Origin of the sequence: Promicromonospora kroppenstedtii (assembly GCF_044389675.1) — a bacterium.
Taxonomy (GTDB): Bacteria; Actinomycetota; Actinomycetes; order Actinomycetales; family Cellulomonadaceae; genus Promicromonospora; species Promicromonospora kroppenstedtii.
Genome location: NZ_JBIRYI010000009.1, coordinates 1 through 15990, shown reverse-complemented (window position 1 = coordinate 15990; position 15990 = coordinate 1). Strand labels below are relative to the sequence as shown.

Genomic DNA, 15990 nt, shown 5'->3' with positions numbered 1-15990 from the left:
CGCCCGGGTCCGCCGCCGCACGCGACGAGAGCACGCTCACCGCGCCCTCCTCATCGCCTCGTCGACCGGCGGGAACGCAGTGCCCGCCCGCGTCATCGCAGGTCAGGAGTACAGCAGTGCGCACGTCGGTCGGCCAAGCCCTCTGGTCACGCGGTGAGGTACTGGTCCGCCCAGGCGCTGATGATGCGCGCGGCACGCTTGGCCTGGCCGGGCGCGGTGAGCAGGTGGTCCGCACCCTCCAGCGACACGAACGAGCGCGGGTGCCGGGCCTCGCGGAAGATCTCCCCCGCGTTCGAGATGTCCACCGTGGAATCGGTCGGCGAGTGCATCACCAGCAGCGGGGAGCCGAGCTCCCGGATCTTCGAGCGCAGCTCGGCCCGGCGCACGTCCTCCACGAAGTGCCGCTTGAGCGTGAGCGCGCGGCCGCCCACCATCCACTGGGCGTGCCCGTCGTCGAACACCCGGCCCAGGACGGCGTCGTAGTTGTGCTCCGCGTGCCGCGGCTGGACGGGGGCGCCGATAGTCGCGACCGCCTGCACGCCCGGGACGTCGGCACCGGCGGCGATCACCGCAGCGCCGCCGAAGGAGTGCCCCACCAGGAGGTGCACCGGCATGTCCTGGTCGGCCATGAACTCGGCGGCGCGCACGGTGTCGGCCACCTTGTGCGTGAACGAGCCGTCGCCCCAGTCCCCCTCGGAGTCGCCCAGACCCAGGTTGTCGAAGCGGAGCATCCCGATGCCCTCGACCGCGAGCTGCTTGCAGATCCGTGCCGCGGCCGGTGAGTCCTTGCCCAGCGTGAACCCGTGGGAGAACACGCCCCAGCCGCGCACCTCGCCATCCGGCCGGTCGATGATGCCCGCGAGGCGCGGCCCCGTGGTGCTCTCGAACGTGACGCGCTCAGCCACGACCACTCCCCTTCTCGACGAAGCGGCGATGTTAACGCCACCCGAGTTTCGCGGAGATGACGCCGACGCGCAGCGAGACGGGGCTGACCGCCTCTCCCCTTCGAGGCCTAAGTTCCTCCGCTCTCGAAGGGCCGAAAGGGGAGAAACTTAGGCCTCGAAGGGGAGAGGCAGCCGGCCCTAGCTGATCGCCGGGTACGCGTTCGCCACGAGCATCTCGAACTGGGCCTGGAACCAGTGCCCCGACAGCGGGGCGTCCGCGAGGGCGCCCGTGAACCGCCCGCCCAGCTCACTGGACTGGTACGTGGGATCGCACATCCGGTCCAGCCGCTTGCCCTCGTCGTTCGGGATCTCCGTGGACGAGCCGTCCGACTCGCCCGGGGGCTTGACCCACACGTAGGCGTCGAGGTGCGACTCGGCGTGGCCGGACGGCGCGACCGTCGGCCGCTCACCGATGCCCGCGCCCGCCGGGTTGCACCACGCGCCGCGGTGGTTGCGACGGTCCACCTTGGACTCGTTGACGTAGGTGTTCAGGTCGGTCGACGTGCTCACCGCCGTCGGACGAGCGGACCCACCCCAGCCGTTGCGGCCGGTGTCGACGAGCATGCCGATGCTCGACGGCGCGCCCTGCGCGACCATCAGGTCGTAGAGGTTCGCGGTCCAGTCGATCTCGTCGAAGTCCGGGTTCCACTCGAACCAGCCCGCAGACTTCACCTGACCGCCGCCGACCTGGAGGTCGGGGTTGGTCAGGAACGTCTCCTCCAGCGGCGTGGTGTTCGCCGTGTTGGTGACGAATCCGGAGACGGCGGCCCACCCGTAGGTGCTGCCCTCGATGACGTTCGCGAACTCCTGCGCCGCGCCGCTGGAGTTGTTGGGCCAGCCCAGCCAGCCCGAGTGCGCGGCGTCGATGTAGGAGTACACGTTGCCGACCTCGTACAGCTCGGAGATCGCGTACTGCACGCCCTCGCGATAGTACGGGGCCGCCGCGACGCAGTCGGCATCGGACTGGTTGGTCACGAGGTTGGGCAGTGAGTCCGGCTCGATCGTCGCGACGATCCGAAGGTTCGCGTACTCCGGCTGGTCCAGCAGCGCGACGATCGGGTCGATGTACTCGGTCTTGTACCGGGTCATCCCCGCCGCGGTGGCGGGCAGCTCGCCGTTCGAGGCGAGGGCGTGGCAGTCGCGGCCGGGCAGGTCGTAGATGACCACGTTGAACACCAGGGGCGAGCCACCGGACTGTGCCACCGCCTGGTCGAGGTGCCACTCGAGGCCGTGCTGCCGCTCGGTACCCTCGATCGCGGCGATGCGGTCCATCCAGACCGACGTCGGCTCGTCGGCGATCGCCCGCATGTCCGCCGCGAGCGCGGCGTCGCCGACCTCGTCGGCTGCCGTCTCGACCAGGGCCGACCAGTCCGGGTTGACGTACTGCTCGGCCCCGACGAACGGGTTGTCCTCGAGCGCGACGGCGGGAGCACTCGGGACGACGACGAGCGCGGGAACCGCGAGCAGGGCGCCCGCTGCCGCTGCCGCCACGGTGCGGGACCTGTGTGGGGACGTGCCGCGTGTGCGGCGAGGTGCTGATGACACGGTGACCTCCGTTGGCCGGACCGAGCGCGCGTCGCGCCGGCCCCGGGGCCGGGGCCGGACGACCGTCCGCGCACCACGGCGGCTCGTTCCGCCGCGGCATGGCGCAACTTTGCCTACCGTTTGGCCGCGGCAGAACCGTCTTAAACGATTAGCCGCCGGGTGGCGGCGCCGTCGAACCGCGCACCACCAGCCGCCCCACCGCCACGGTGCCCGACGGCGGCTCCACCGCCCTCGGGTGCTGTTCCCCACCCGGACCGGACCCGGTGCCGCGCCAGTCGGGACCGGCACCGAGAGCCGCGCGCAGCGCCCGGCCGGTGGCCCGCCCCAGCTCCTCCACGGGATACGGCACGGCGGTGAGCGACGGCGTGGTCAGGTAGCACGCCGGCGAGTCGGTCCCGGCGACCACCGACAGGTCCCACGGCACGCCGAGACCCAGCCGCCGGGCGACGTCGAGCACGAGCCCGGCGGTGGCGTCGTCGTCCGTCACCACCGCCGTGGGGCGGTCCCCTGCGGCGAGCAGCGGGCGCAGCGCCGCCGCCGCGCGCCCGGGGCCGTCGCCCGCGACGGTGCGCAGGCCGATACCGCGCCTGGCCAGCGCCACCTCCAGGGCGGCGGCCCGGCGCGCGGGCGAGACGAGGCGCTCCGACCCCGCGACCATCGCGACCCGCCGGTGCCCCAGCTCGGCCAGGAAGTCGCCCACCTGCTCGAACGCGTCGTCGTCGTCGAGCACCACGTGCTGCCAGGTGGCGGGGGCGCCGTCCGGCGCGGTACCCACCACGACGGCCGGCGCGGGCAGGGAACGCAGGGCGGCGAGTCTCTCGTCGTCCGCCCGGATGCCCGTGACCACGAACGCGGCGTAGCGCCGCTCGGTCCACCAGCGGTCCATGAGCTGCGCGGCCTCGGCCGTGGAGCCGGCCACATGGACGGCGAGCGTGAGGGTGTCGGGACCGATGGTCTGGAGCGCCCCGGTCACCAGGTCGAGCGGGAACGCGGCCCGGGTGCCGAACGGCTGGTCGTGCACCACGACCAGAGCCGCGGCCGCGGGACCGCTGCGCAGCGAGCGAGCCGCGGTGGCAGGCCGCCAGCCGAGCTGGTCCGCCGCGCGGAGCACCCGCTCCCGGGTCGCTGCGGAGACCCCGCGGCGGCCGTTGAGCGTGTACGACACGACGGCGGTCGAGACACCGGCGACCCGTGCGACGTCGACGATGGTCGGTCGGCGCACGGGGGTCGAATAATCGGACACTTCAGGATGGTTCGGTCGCGACGTTGGGACCATAACCACGTAGCATGCACCCTTGGGTGAATTTTGCACAGCGTCGACGAAGACGGGTGTATAAGCATGCTTATCGGAAAGCGCAGGTATGTCATCGGGGTGCTGTCCCCGGTGGTCGGTGGCTACTACTTCGGACGAGTGCTCGCCGGGATCGCGCGCACCGTCCGCCCGGAGGGGCATCGCGTGGTCGCGGTGCAGACCTATCCGGCGGACCTGGAGCGCGAGCAGTTCCCGGACCGCCCGCCCGGCACCGCGGCCGTGAGCCTCGGCCAGCTCGACGGCGTCATCGTCATCACGTCGGCCGTCAACGAGGCCACCCTGCTCCGGATCGAGGCGGACGGCACGCCGGTGGTGCTGGTCAGCGAGCGGACCACCAGCATCGACGCCCCGGTGGTGACTCCGGACAACGAGGGCGGTACGCGCGCCGCGGTGGAGCACCTCATCGCACACGGGCACCGGGAGATCGGGTTCCTCGGGAGCCTGCGCCAGGCCGACATCGTCGAACGTCATGCCGCGTACGTCGCGACGCTCACCGCCCACGGCATCACGCCCCGGCCCGAGTGGCTCTACCGCACGGCGGACAACCAGGAGGCGAGCGCGGCGACCGTGGCGCAGGCCGTCATGAGCGGCCGGGGTCTGCCGACGACGGCGACCGTCGCCGCAACCGACCGCAACGCGATCGGGTTCTCCCGCGTGCTGCGGGCCCGGGGGCTGTCCCTGCCCGGCGACCAGGCGATCGTCGGCTTCGACCACTCCGAGGCAGGCGCCCGCGTGCGCCCCCGGCTCGCGTCCGTGGACCCGCACCACGACCAGGTGGGCGAGCTGGCCGTCTCCCTGCTCCTCGCCCGGATCCGGGGCGAACGCGTCGCGGGCCAGCACCTGTCGCGCTCCACGCTGGTGACCCGCGAGTCCTGCGGCTGCCTCGACGCCCGGGCGGGCACCCTCCTCGAGGGACTGCCCGCGCAGGAGGGCTCGACGGCGTGGCGCCGGTTCGGCGAGGTGGCGCGGGCAACGTTCGACGGCGCCGAGGCGCGCCTCGGCCCGGGGGCCGACCTGGACTCGTGGATGCGCGGCGTGCAGCGGCTGTTCCGCGCCGCGGCTGCGCTGGGCCAGCCACCCACGCAGGCGACACTCACGGGACTCGCCGAGAGCACGCGCGTGCTGCGCCCCCACCCCGAGGCGCTGGAGCAGCTCATCCCCGCGCTGCGGTCGGTCGAGGAGGAGTTCCGGGAGCAGGTGCGCACCGGGCAGGCACCCACGGGTCCCGGCGACGAGCCGGCTCCGCCGGCCAGGCAGGCGGCCGGCCAGGCAGGCACGGCGGGGACGGGCGCAGCGGGGACGGGCGCAGCGGGGACGGGCACGGCGGGGACGGGCGCGGCGGGGGCGGCGGGCGTGCCCCGCGCCCCGAGCCGGGCCGCCCGCGCCCGCGCCGTCACGCGGACCGCGACCGATGTGCTGGTCGCCCTCAGCGCCGGGTGCACCCAGACCCTCCTGGCCCGGTCGGGACAGCTCGAACGGACGATCACCGACCAGTACGAGCTCGACCTCGACCTGTTGCACGCCGACGGGCGCGCGATCCGGGCACTGACCTGGCTACCACGCGGGCACCGCAGCCCCGCCACGCTCGCGCTGTGGACGGACACCGAGGGCGTACCCGTGTCGGCCGGGGCGTCCGGTGCGACATCCGGCCCGCCGTCCGGTCCGGTGGACGCGGCGCGGACCCTGGAGATCGTGGGTACCACCGCCACGTCCCGCCAGGCGACGGCGCTGGTGGGCAGGCGCATGCCGGTGGGCACGTTCCCGCCGCCCGCGCTCTCGGGCGAGGGGGTCGTGTTCGTGGTCCCGGTGACGTTCGGGCAGAGCGACTGGGGCATGCTGGCGATCGGCGGCGGCGTGGACACGCGCGCCACGAGCTCGCGCGACAAGTACGACCACTGGGCGGCGATGGTCGCCGTCGCGCTGGACCGGGAGGACCGGCTGACGTCGCTGCAGCGGCAGCGCGCCGCCCTGGCGGAGGCCGCGGACCGGGAGCGGGCGCTCGTGCTGGACCTGCGCACCGAGGTGGAGCGCAACGCGCTGGTCCAGGACGTCGCCCTGGAGGGCACCTGGGACTGGGACATCGCGACCGGGCAGGTCTTCTACTCACGCACCTGGCGCGCCCTGGTCGGCCTGCCCGACGACGCCGCGTGCACCGGCATCGAGGAGTGGACCGGGCGCGTGCACCCCGAGGACGTGCGGAGCGTGCAGATCGCGATCGCCCGGCAGCTCGCGGGCGCCACCGACCCGCTCGACCTGGAGCACCGCCTGCTCGCCGCGGACGGCCGCGAGATGTGGGTGCGCTGCCGTGCCACCACCGTGACCGACGACGCCGGCGTGCGCGCCCGGATGATCGGCGTGCTGATCGACGTGACCGGCATGCCGGCACGGGAACGGCGCGGCGTGGCGCGGTGAGGCGGCGCGGCGGGCGCCGCCCTACGGGACGGTGACCTCGCCGCGCTCCGCCTTCAGCGCGATGTCCGTCCGGTGGTGCGAACCCTTGAGCTCGATCCGCGCCACGCCCTCGTAGGCGCGCCGGCGGGCGTCCGCCAGGTCGCTGCCCAGCGCCACCACGGACAGCACGCGGCCGCCCGCGCTGACCAGGTCACCGGTCTCGGAACGCCCGGTGCCCGCGTGCAGCACGTGCACGCCGGCGAGCAGCTGGGCCTCCTCGATGCCCGTGATCGGGTCACCCGACCTGGCCGACGCCGGATAGCCCTCCGACGCGACGACCACCGTGACCGAGGCCTCGGGGCGCCAGCGCAGGGGCTCCAGCCCGGCGAGCCGGCCGCGCGCCGAGGCGAGCATCACGTCGGACAACGGCGTCGCGAGGCGGGCCAGCACCGACTGCGTCTCCGGGTCGCCGAACCGGGCGTTGAACTCCACCACGCGGGTACCCCGGCTGGTGAGCGCGAGCCCCACGTAGAGCACGCCGGAGAACGGCGTGCCGCGGCGGGCCATCTCGTCGATCGTGGGCTGGGCCACGCGCGCGACCACCTCGTCCACGAGGCCGGCCGGCGCCCAGTCCAGCGGGGTGTAGGCGCCCATGCCGCCGGTGTTGGGGCCCTCGTCTCCGTTCCCGACGCGCTTGAAGTCCTGCGCGGGGACCAGCGGCACCACCGTGGTGCCGTCGCACACGCAGAACAGGGAGACCTCGGGGCCGTCGAGGTACTCCTCGACCACCACGCGGCCGTTCTCGCCCGCCAGGCACGCCGTGCCGTGGGCCAGTGCCGCCGCGCGGTCGTCGGTGACGACCACGCCCTTGCCGGCCGCGAGGCCGTCGTCCTTCACCACGTACGGGGCGCCGAAGGCGTCCAGCGCGGCCTCGAGCTCGGTGACGTCCGTGCACACGTGCGCCATCGCGGTCGGCACGCCCGCGGCGGCCATGACCTCCTTGGCGAACGACTTGGAGCCCTCCAACCGGGCCGCCTCGCCGGACGGGCCGAACACTGCGATGCCCGCGGCCCGCACGGCGTCCGCGACGCCGGCGACGAGCGGCGCCTCCGGCCCCACGACGACCAGCTCCGCCCCGATCCGCTGGGCCAGCGCCGTCACGGCGGCCCCGTCCAGCGGGTCGACCGGGTGCAGCGTGGCCGCCCCCGCGATACCCGGGTTGCCGGGCGCGGCGTGCAGCTCGTGGGAGGCGACGCCGGAGACGTTCTCCCGGTCGAGCGAGTGGACGATGGCGTGCTCGCGGGCACCGGTGCCGATGACGAGGATCTTCACAGTGGCGGAGGGCTCTCTTGGTGGGTACGGGCTCAGCGGGTGTGGATGAGGTCGTGGACGGGGATGATCTCGTCGCGCTTGGGGCCGACGCCGATCGCGGAGATCCGGGTGCCCGACATCGCCTCGAGCGCGTGGACGTAGGCCTGCGCGTTCTTGGGCAGGTCCTCGAAGGAGCGGGCCTGGGAGATGTCCTCCCACCAGCCGTCGAGCTCCTCGTAGATCGGCTTCGCGTGGTGGAAGGCCGTCTGGTCGGTGGGCATCTCGTCGTAGCGGACGCCGTCGACGTCGTAGGCCACGCAGACCGGGACCTTCTCCATGCCGGTGAGCACGTCGAGCTTGGTGAGCACGATGTCGGTGAGGCCGTTGATGCGCGTCGCGTAGCGGGCGATCACGGCGTCGTACCAGCCGGTGCGCCGCGCACGGCCCGTGGTGACGCCGTACTCCCCGCCCGTCTTGCGCAGGAACTCGCCCTTGTCGTCGAACAGCTCCGTGGGGAACGGCCCCTCGCCCACGCGGGTCGTGTACGCCTTGATGACGCCGATCACCGAGTCGATCCGCGTGGGCCCGACGCCGGAGCCGGTCACCGCGCCGCCCGCCGTCGCGCTCGACGAGGTGACGAACGGGTAGGTGCCGTGGTCGATGTCGAGCATCGTGGCCTGGCCGGCCTCGAACAGGACGTTCTTGCCCGCGTCCAGCGCCTTGTTCAGCTCGACGGCGGTGTCCGTGACCATGGGCCGCAGGCGGTCGGCGTACTGGAGCAGCTCGTCGAGCGTCTCGTCCACCGTGATGGCGCGCCGGTTGTAGACCTTCACGAGCAGGTGGTTCTTCTGGTCCAGCGAGCCCTCGATCTTGGCCCGCAGGATCTTCTCGTCGAACAGGTCCCACATGCGGATGCCGACGCGGTTGGTCTTGTCGGCGTACGCCGGGCCGATGCCCCGGCCGGTGGTGCCGATCCGGCGCTTGCCGAGGAACCGCTCCGTCACCTTGTCGATGGTGCGGTGGTACGGCGCGATGATGTGCGCACTGCCCGAGACGAGCAGGCGGGACACGTCCACGCCGCGCGCGATCAGCGCGTCCAGCTCCTCGAACAGGACCTCGATGTCGACCACCACGCCGTTGGCGATGACCGGCACCACGCCGGGCGACAGGATGCCCGACGGCAGCAGGTGCAGGGCGTACTTCTCGTCGTCGATGACGACCGTGTGCCCCGCGTTGTTACCACCGTTGAACTTGACCACGTAGTCGACGCGGGAGCCCAGGAGGTCCGTCGCCTTTCCCTTGCCCTCATCGCCCCACTGGGCCCCGACGAGCACGACGCCTGGCATGGATCTCCACCTTCTCGAATTCCTAGGGTTGCTCCGCCGGGTGCGCATCGAGGGCGCGGGCGAGCCGCGCCCGAGTCTACTTCGTGGTCGGCACCAGGGCGCGAACCTCGTCCACCGACGTGCCGGAGTCGCCCAGGAACTGGGCGCAACGCTCGGCCTCGTCCTGCTCGCCGATGCGGCTCGCCGCCTCCGAGAGGGCCAGCAGCGCACGCAGGAAGCCCTGGTTGGGCACGTGGGAGGCCGGGATGGGGCCCTGCCCGCGCCAGCCCGACCGGCGCAGCGCGTCCAGCCCGCGGTGGTAGCCCGTGCGAGCGTACGCGTAGGCCTCCACGTTCCCCGCGGCGGTGCCGGACGCGAGCGCTCCCTCGGCCAGGACCGCCCACACCAGGGACGACGCAGGCGCGTCGGCCGCGACCGCCACCGGGTCGTCCCCGCCGGCCAGACGCTCGCGGGCAGCGGGGAAGTCGTCGGAAAGCAGCGTGGGGGCCGGACCCTGCAGCAGGTTCTCGTGGGAGCTCATGGTCGAATTCTCACACCTCGGGGTCATGGGCGAGGCACCTGGCACCGGCGGGGGACAACAGGGCACAAAGAGGTCGCACAGGATTGCCCCTCGCGCCAGCGCAGACGGTGAATTTTGCCTTTCATCCGGTGCGATCGAGCAACAGTCGTTACGCTCGACACATGATCGAGATCGCGACGTCTCCCACGACGACGACGCTCGTGATCGCCGGCGACCTTGACCTCGCCGAACGAGACCAGTTCCCGGAGATCGCGGCGCGCGTGGTCGGCCTGCGCCGACAGCTGCTGGTCATCGACATGTGCCGGGTGACGTTCATGGACTCGACCGGGGCAGCGTTCCTCATCTCGCTGGCCGACGCCGGCCGCAAGCGCGGCGGAGCGACCGTCATCCGCGGGGCCGACGAGCGGGACCTCTTCGTGCTCGAGGTGTGCGGCGCCATGGAGCTCTTCCGGGTGGACGACGAACACTCCTGCGAGCCGTCCGCCCCCGAGTCGGGGTTCGCGGTGCTGACCTCCCGGGACGACGACACCTCACCGTTATCCCACCGCGACGTGTCCACGGCGTAAAACGTTATCCACCGCTCGGCGCGAAGACAGAAGCCGTGGCGAGGTAGCACCGCAGCGCACCACCGGGTGCGCTGCGGTTCTACTTGGGCGGGGTCGGCTGCCGACGGAGCTTGGCCCACACCAGCTTGCCGCTGCCCGACGGGCGCCAGCCCCACTCGGCCAGACGGTCCACGATCTGCATGCCGAACCCGCCCAGGCGGTTGGGGTGCCCGTCCGTCGCGACCGGCGGCGCCGGGTTGTTGTCCTCGACCTCGATGCGCAGGCCGTCGCCCGTGTCGTACAGGCGCAGCGCGATGTGTCCCCAGCCGTGCAGCACGCCGTTGGCCACCAGCTCCGAGACCACCAGCTCGGCCTGCGCCGACTCCTCGATGCCCCAGGCCTGGCAGGTGCGCAGCACGGCGTGCCGCGCACGGCCGATCGACGACGGCTCGCTCGGCAGCATCCAGCGCCGCCAGCGCGGCGAGAGGGCCGTCTCCGTGGCGTCGCCCGCCGGGTCCGGGATGCGGACCACGACGATCGCCACGTCGTCCTCCGGCGCGTCGGCCAGACGGGACAGCAGCTCCTCGCCCACCCCTGCGGCGTCGCGGGCCGTGATGGCCGACGCCGTCTCCAGCAGGGCCTCCAGGCCCAGCCGCAGGGACCGGTCGCGGCGCTCGATGAGGCCGTCGGTGTAGAACAGCAGCGTGTCGCCGGGGCGGAGCCGGGCCTCGCCGGTGGTCCGTTCGCGGGAGCCGAAGCCGACGAGCGCACCGCCGCCGTCGTCGAGCTTGATCACCTCGCCGCCGCGCAGCAGGAGCGGCGGCAGGTGGCCGGCGCGCGAGTAGCCGACCGTCCAGACGTCCGGCTCCTCCTCGCGCTTCAGGGAGGCGTACACCATGCTCGCCGAGCGCGGGATGCCCATGCCCGCCACGAGCTGGTCCACACGCTCGAGCACGCGGCTCGGGGTGGACAGCTCGAACGCGTAGGAGCGCACCACCGAGCGGAGCTGGCCCATCGTGGCGGCCGCCTCGACGTCGTGCCCGACGACGTCGCCGATCACGAGCCCGACCAGGTCCGGCGAGATCTGCAGCACGTCGTACCAGTCGCCGCCCACCTGCGCGTGCTCGGCGTTCGGCGCGTAGTAGGTCCACACGTCGAGGCCGGCGACGTCGGCCTGCTCGGGGAGCATGGCGCGCTGCAGGGTCTCGGCGAGGCGGTGCTCGCGGGCGTACATCCGCGCGTTGTCGATGGCGCTGCCCGCACGGCGGGCCACCACCTCGATCACGGTGCGCAGCGTGTCGGGCTCGTCGGCCTCGACGTAGTCGCCCGGCTCGTCCTCGTCGGGCACGATCACGACGAGGCCGAGCACGTCACGACGCCCGGCGACCGGGTGCACCACCACGGAGTCCGGCGCCTTGCCGAGCTCGTCCGCGAGGCGCAGCGTGAGGTCGCGCTGCAGCCAGCCCGACGCCGAGTGCGGCGCGTGCGGGATGTCCAGGTGCAGCGTGACGGGGCCGTCGAGCACGCCGTCGAGCACGTCCTGGACCGAGTCCACGACCTCGAGGATCGGCATGGGGCCCGTGGTCACCGAGTCGCCGAGCGCGTCCGTCTGCGGACGGCGGCGCTGGGACTTGTCGGCGATGTTGTCGCCCTCGATGTACCGGGCGTGCCGGCGGCCGCGGCCACTCGGCGGGGCGGCGACGTCGACACCGGCCGCGTGCTTGAGGCCGTCGTCGTTCACGTAGAAGCCGGCCCAGCGCACCATGGTCTGGAGCAGCTCGGCGATGTCGCGCAGGGCGTACGGGTACTCGAGGTCGGTCAGGATCTCGGTGGTCTGCGCGATGAGGTCGAGGTCCTCGCGCTGTTGGCGCTCGATCTCCAGGCTGGCGAGCTGGGCGGCGTGCCGCTCCATGTGGTCGGAGACGTCGACGCTGAAGCCGACCCAGTGGGTGATGCGGCCGTCGTGGCCGGCACGGGCCGGGGTGAGGGTGAGCTGGGCCCAGCCGTGGGTGCCCCCGCGCAGGTGGGACCGCACCGTCGCGTGCACCTCCTGGCCCGCGTTGACCAGCTCGGTCATCCGCTCCAGGTCCTGCGGCTCGACGAGCATCTCGCCGAGGCGGCGCACGGTGTAGCCGGCGAAGTCGCTGAACCGCACGCCTGCGTACCGCTCGAACGCCTGGTTGGCCCACAGCATGGGCATGCCGTCCTCGGTGGGGCCGGTCAGGAAGACCGCGATGCCCACGGTCACGGCGGCGCGCAGCACGACGTCGCCGACCGACGGCGGCAGGGTGCGCGGGATGCCGGTGTACGCGCGGGACTCGCGGGCAGGACCGCCGTAGCCGCCGCCGGAGGACGTGGCGGACGGGATGCTCGGCGGCACGCTCGCGGCCGGCGGGGGCGCCGGGCGACCGGTGCCGTGGCCACCGTTCGGCGTGTCGTTGGACGAGGCGTTCACCGGCACGTCGGGAGATGCGTCGGAAGGTGCGCTGGATGCTGCGTTCGTTGATGCGTTCGGCGCGCCGCTGGACCTTTCGTCCCTGATGCCGTTCGATATTCCGTCCTGCGTCGGACCGAGGCCGAAAACGGAAAGACCGGGATGGCGCGGCGGCGGAGAGGACGGAGTCAGACCGGATGAATCGGTCAAAATGCCCTCCCTACGGGATCTGTTGCTCAAGGTGCTGTTCCAGCAGGACATTCAACCGTAGATTGGGACAGTCCGAGATCTGAATCTCAACCTCTATCATCGGACCGATACAGCGTCACGACCACTGCTCCCGGAAGGAGAACCGTGCAGGACGGAACCTACGACCCGCCGCGCGGTCCGCAGGGCGGGAGCCCCCAGGACCCCGGCCACCAGACCCCCGAGATCGGCGACCCGGCGAGCATCCACGTCATCGTGGGCCGCTCACGTGCACGGATCGTGCTCTCCGGGGAGATCGACGCCGACATCGGCGGCGACCTGCACGAGGCGACGGCCGCGGCCGAGGAGTCTCGTCTTCCCGTCGAGATCGACGCGCACCACGTGACCTTCATGGACTCGTCCGGCGTCGCGTTCCTGGCGCGCCTCGCGAGCCGCAGCCCGCACCGCGTGCGTGTGCTGCGGGCTCCTCCGACGGTGCGCTTCCTGCTGGAGGTCACCCGGATCGGCGACCTCCTCGACATCGTGGACGAGGACCCGGGCTTCGAGCTGGACGACGACGGCCCGTCGGGCCCGCCGTCGGGCACCACGCCCGCGCCCGCGGGTGTGGGCGGGCCGCCGGCTTCCTGAGCTGGCCCCATAACTGGATGATCGGCAAAAGGTCAGGTGGTCGGCAGCTCGGGCTGCCGACCACCTGACCTTTTACCGATCAGCGAGCGAGATGCTCACATCTTGTGGCCCGCCGACCGGAGCTGCTGGCAGGCCTCGACGATGCGAGCGGCCATGCCGGCCTCGGCCGTCTTGCCCCAGGCGCGCGGGTCGTAGGCCTTCTTGTTGCCGACCTCGCCGTCCACCTTGAGCACGCCGTCGTAGTTCTTGAAGAAGTGGTCGGCCACCGGACGCGAGAACGCGTACTGGGTGTCGGTGTCGATGTTCATCTTGATGACACCGTTGTCGACGGCCGCGGAGATCTCCTCCGCCGTCGAGCCCGAACCACCGTGGAAGACGAGGTCGAACGGCATCTCCTTGCCGATCTCGGCGCCCACGGCCTTCTGGATGTCGAGCAGGATCTCCGGACGCAGCTTGACGGCGCCCGGCTTGTACACGCCGTGCACGTTGCCGAAGGTCAGGGCCGTCAGGTAGCGGCCGCGCTCGCCGGCGCCCAGGGCCTTGATCGTGGCCAGGCCGTCCTCGGGCGTGGTGTAGAGCTTGTCGTTGATCTCGGCGGTGTGGCCGTCCTCCTCGCCACCGACCACGCCGATCTCGATCTCGAGGATCGTGCGCGCGGCCTGCGACAGCTCGAGCAGCTCGGCGGCGATCACGAGGTTCTCCTCGATCGGCACGGTGGAGCCGTCGAACATGTGCGACTGGAACGTCGGCAGGCCGCCGTTCTTGACCTGCTCCGCCTCGATGGCGAGCAGCGGCTTGACCCAGGAGTCGAGCTTGTCGGCCGTGCAGTGGTCCGTGTGGATGGCGATGTTGACGCCGTAGCCCTTGGCCACCTCGGTGGCGTAGGCCGCCAGCGCGAGGGAGCCCGAGACGCGGTCCTTCACCGTCGAGCCCGAGGCGTACTCGGCGCCGCCCACGGAGACCTGGATGATGCCGTCCGACTCCGCCTCGGCAAAGCCCTGAAGTGCGGCAGTAACGGTCTGCGACGAGGTGATGTTGACCGCGGGGTAGGCGAACTTGCCGGCCTTCGCCCGGTCGATCATCTCGGCGTAGACCTCAGGGGTTGCGATGGGCATCTGCGAAACTCCAAACGAATGGTGAGGTGGGCGGTCGCAAGAGTGTCCAAGGCCGCCCGGGGATGCACCATCGATCTTGCCACGATCCACCAGTGGTCGTGTGCGGTCGTTCGACAGTCGAACGGCCGAAACACTGTGGTTTTCATGTTTCCGGCACCATCGGGCGGGCCCACGGACGACGTCGGGCGCCTCGCGTCACCGGGCGGGCGGCAGCGGCACGGCCTCGGGGTTGCGGCCGCGGATCGGGCTGAAGGACGCGACGGCGACCACGCCGAGGTAGATCACCGCGACGGCGAGCAGCGGCCGCGACGCGCCGAACCGGGCCGCCGAGGCCGTGAGCGCGGCGGCGCCGAGGGGCGCGAGGCTGTGGTGGATGGTCCAGAACGCGGCGGTCACGCGCCCGAGCAGCGCGTCGGGCGTGACCATCTGGCGCAGCGACATCGAGGAGACCGCGGCGAGCATCAGCCCGAACCAGAACGCGAGCACCGCGACCCCGATGACCAGCACGTCCTGGCTCAGGGCCAGGACCGCCGCCGCCGTGCCGCACAGTGTCATGGCGCCCAGCCAGAGCGCGCCGAACCCGAGCTTGCGGCGCAGCCACGCGGACATGGCCGCCGCAACGCACGTGCCGACACCGGCCGCGGCCATCACGTAGCCGACCACGGTCTCGCTCTGCCCCAGGCCGTGCCGCACCTGGTAGATGATCACGTCGGTCAGGCCGAGGGTGACGAACGTGGTGATCGTCAGGAAGACGGTCAGGACCCGGAGCACCGGGTGGCGCCACAGGAACCGGGCGCCCGTGACGAACCCCGTGCGCAGGTCCCGCCCGAGACCTGCCCGGTCCGACGCCGTGGGCGCCGTCCGCGTGAGCCGGACCGCGAGGAGGCCGAGCGCCGAGATGCCGAAGGTGGCGGCGTCGATCGCGATCGCCGCGGTGACGCCGAGCGCCGCCGCGACCAGCCCGGCGAGCGCCGGCCCGCCGATGCTGGCGAGCGAGGCCGTGGCCTGGAGCTTCCCGTTGGCCTCGGCCACCCGGTCGCGGCCCACGAGGTTCGGCACGGCCGTGATGTAGGTGATCTGGAAGAGCTGCCCGAACACCGACGCCACGCCCGCGACGACGAACAGCAGCCACACCTGCGGGTCGATCGCCCAGACCACGGGAACGGCGGCGAACAGGAGCAGGCGCGCCACGTCGCACGCGATCAGCAGCCGGCGTCGGTCGAACCGGTCGACGATCGCCCCGCCCACCAGGCCCATCGAGAGAGACCCCACGGCCATGACGCTCGTCAGGAGGCCCATCTGCACCAGCGAGCCGGTGGCCTCCAGCATGAGCAGCGGGAACGCGATCACCGAGAACGAGTCGCCCAGCACCGAGAAGGTCTGGGTCCCCCAGAAGACGACGAAGTTCCGGTCACGTGCGAGGGATCGCCGGGTCACCCGTCGATCCTGTCGGAGCCGCTTGCGGCGGGCAACGGATTTGGACGCGGCAGTTTGCACCGCAGACTCGGCCCTCTGCTGCGGGACGCGGCAGTTTGCACCGCAGACTCGGCAGTTGGCATCGAGATCGGCTCAGGCCTGAGCCGATCTCGATGCCAACAGCCGAACCGACAGGCCAACTGCCGAACAGGCCCGCGCCACCTGCCGAACACCACATCAGGTCAAGGAACGGTAAGGCCGAAGATTTTCCCCAGGA

General features: G+C 72.2%; 13 protein-coding genes. 4 read left to right on the top strand and 9 right to left on the bottom strand.

Annotation, left to right across the window (positions count from 1 at the left end):
* Nucleotides 1-146 precede the first annotated feature (146 nt).
* The 3 genes from ACH47X_RS15280 to ACH47X_RS15270 form a co-directional block, all read right to left on the bottom strand.
* Nucleotides 147-905, bottom strand: coding sequence for an alpha/beta hydrolase family protein (locus tag ACH47X_RS15280; protein WP_397405458.1), 759 nt, complete (start codon nucleotides 903-905; stop codon nucleotides 147-149).
* Nucleotides 906-1082: 177 nt separating this feature from the next.
* Nucleotides 1083-2435 carry a glycoside hydrolase family 6 protein gene (locus ACH47X_RS15275; protein ID WP_397405457.1) on the bottom strand — a complete coding sequence of 451 codons (1353 nt, stop codon included), beginning with the start codon at nucleotides 2433-2435 and terminating at the stop codon, nucleotides 1083-1085.
* Nucleotides 2436-2637: 202 nt separating this feature from the next.
* Nucleotides 2638-3732 carry a LacI family DNA-binding transcriptional regulator gene (locus tag ACH47X_RS15270; protein WP_397405456.1) on the bottom strand — a complete coding sequence of 365 codons (1095 nt, stop codon included), beginning with the start codon at nucleotides 3730-3732 and terminating at the stop codon, nucleotides 2638-2640.
* A gap of 96 nt (nucleotides 3733-3828) precedes the next feature.
* Here ACH47X_RS15270 and ACH47X_RS15265 point away from each other — a divergent pair, with 96 nt between their 5' ends.
* Nucleotides 3829-6213 (top strand): substrate-binding domain-containing protein, encoded by a 2385-nt coding sequence (locus tag ACH47X_RS15265; RefSeq protein WP_397405455.1) that lies wholly within the window; start codon nucleotides 3829-3831, stop codon nucleotides 6211-6213.
* Nucleotides 6214-6234: 21 nt separating this feature from the next.
* On the opposite strand, the gene purD is transcribed toward ACH47X_RS15265, so the two are convergent.
* The 3 genes from purD to ACH47X_RS15250 all read right to left on the bottom strand — a co-directional run bounded on the left by purD (nucleotide 6235) and on the right by ACH47X_RS15250 (nucleotide 9369).
* Nucleotides 6235-7524, bottom strand: coding sequence for a phosphoribosylamine--glycine ligase (gene purD, locus ACH47X_RS15260; RefSeq protein ID WP_397405454.1), 1290 nt, complete (start codon nucleotides 7522-7524; stop codon nucleotides 6235-6237).
* Nucleotides 7525-7556: 32 nt separating this feature from the next.
* A complete protein-coding gene (locus ACH47X_RS15255) occupies nucleotides 7557-8849 on the bottom strand; it encodes an adenylosuccinate synthase (RefSeq protein ID WP_142032192.1) in 1293 nt (430 codons plus the stop codon).
* A gap of 76 nt (nucleotides 8850-8925) precedes the next feature.
* Nucleotides 8926-9369 carry a DUF3151 domain-containing protein gene (locus ACH47X_RS15250; RefSeq protein ID WP_397405453.1) on the bottom strand — a complete coding sequence of 148 codons (444 nt, stop codon included), beginning with the start codon at nucleotides 9367-9369 and terminating at the stop codon, nucleotides 8926-8928.
* Between the two features lie 161 nt (nucleotides 9370-9530).
* On the opposite strand from ACH47X_RS15250, the gene ACH47X_RS15245 reads away from it, so the two are divergent.
* Nucleotides 9531-9935, top strand: a complete 405-nt coding sequence (locus ACH47X_RS15245) for an STAS domain-containing protein (protein ID WP_397405452.1) — start codon at nucleotides 9531-9533, stop codon at nucleotides 9933-9935.
* Between the two features lie 79 nt (nucleotides 9936-10014).
* Here the strand turns inward: ACH47X_RS15245 and ACH47X_RS15240 are convergent, their stop codons facing one another.
* Nucleotides 10015-12294, bottom strand: coding sequence for a SpoIIE family protein phosphatase (locus ACH47X_RS15240; RefSeq protein WP_397405451.1), 2280 nt, complete (start codon nucleotides 12292-12294; stop codon nucleotides 10015-10017).
* On the opposite strand from ACH47X_RS15240, the gene ACH47X_RS15235 reads away from it, so the two are divergent.
* Complete coding sequence (locus tag ACH47X_RS15235; protein WP_397405450.1) at nucleotides 12281-12619, top strand: hypothetical protein; 339 nt, start codon at nucleotides 12281-12283, stop codon at nucleotides 12617-12619. The two genes, ACH47X_RS15240 and ACH47X_RS15235, sit on opposite strands and share 14 nt — an antisense overlap.
* A gap of 83 nt (nucleotides 12620-12702) precedes the next feature.
* The gene (locus tag ACH47X_RS15230) at nucleotides 12703-13182 is read left to right on the top strand and encodes an STAS domain-containing protein (RefSeq protein WP_020015711.1); all 480 of its coding nucleotides are present in this window, start codon (nucleotides 12703-12705) and stop codon (nucleotides 13180-13182) included.
* Between the two features lie 95 nt (nucleotides 13183-13277).
* Here ACH47X_RS15230 and fbaA read toward each other — a convergent pair whose 3' ends face one another.
* Together fbaA and ACH47X_RS15220 are read right to left on the bottom strand one after the other, a co-directional pair.
* Nucleotides 13278-14297: a class II fructose-bisphosphate aldolase gene (gene fbaA, locus ACH47X_RS15225; RefSeq protein ID WP_020015710.1), complete on the bottom strand. Its 1020-nt coding sequence runs from the start codon at nucleotides 14295-14297 to the stop codon at nucleotides 13278-13280.
* A 195-nt stretch (nucleotides 14298-14492) separates the two neighbouring features.
* On the bottom strand, nucleotides 14493-15734 hold the full coding sequence (locus ACH47X_RS15220) for an MFS transporter (RefSeq protein WP_397405449.1): 1242 nt from the start codon (nucleotides 15732-15734) through the stop codon (nucleotides 14493-14495).
* Nucleotides 15735-15990: the final 256 nt, after the last annotated feature.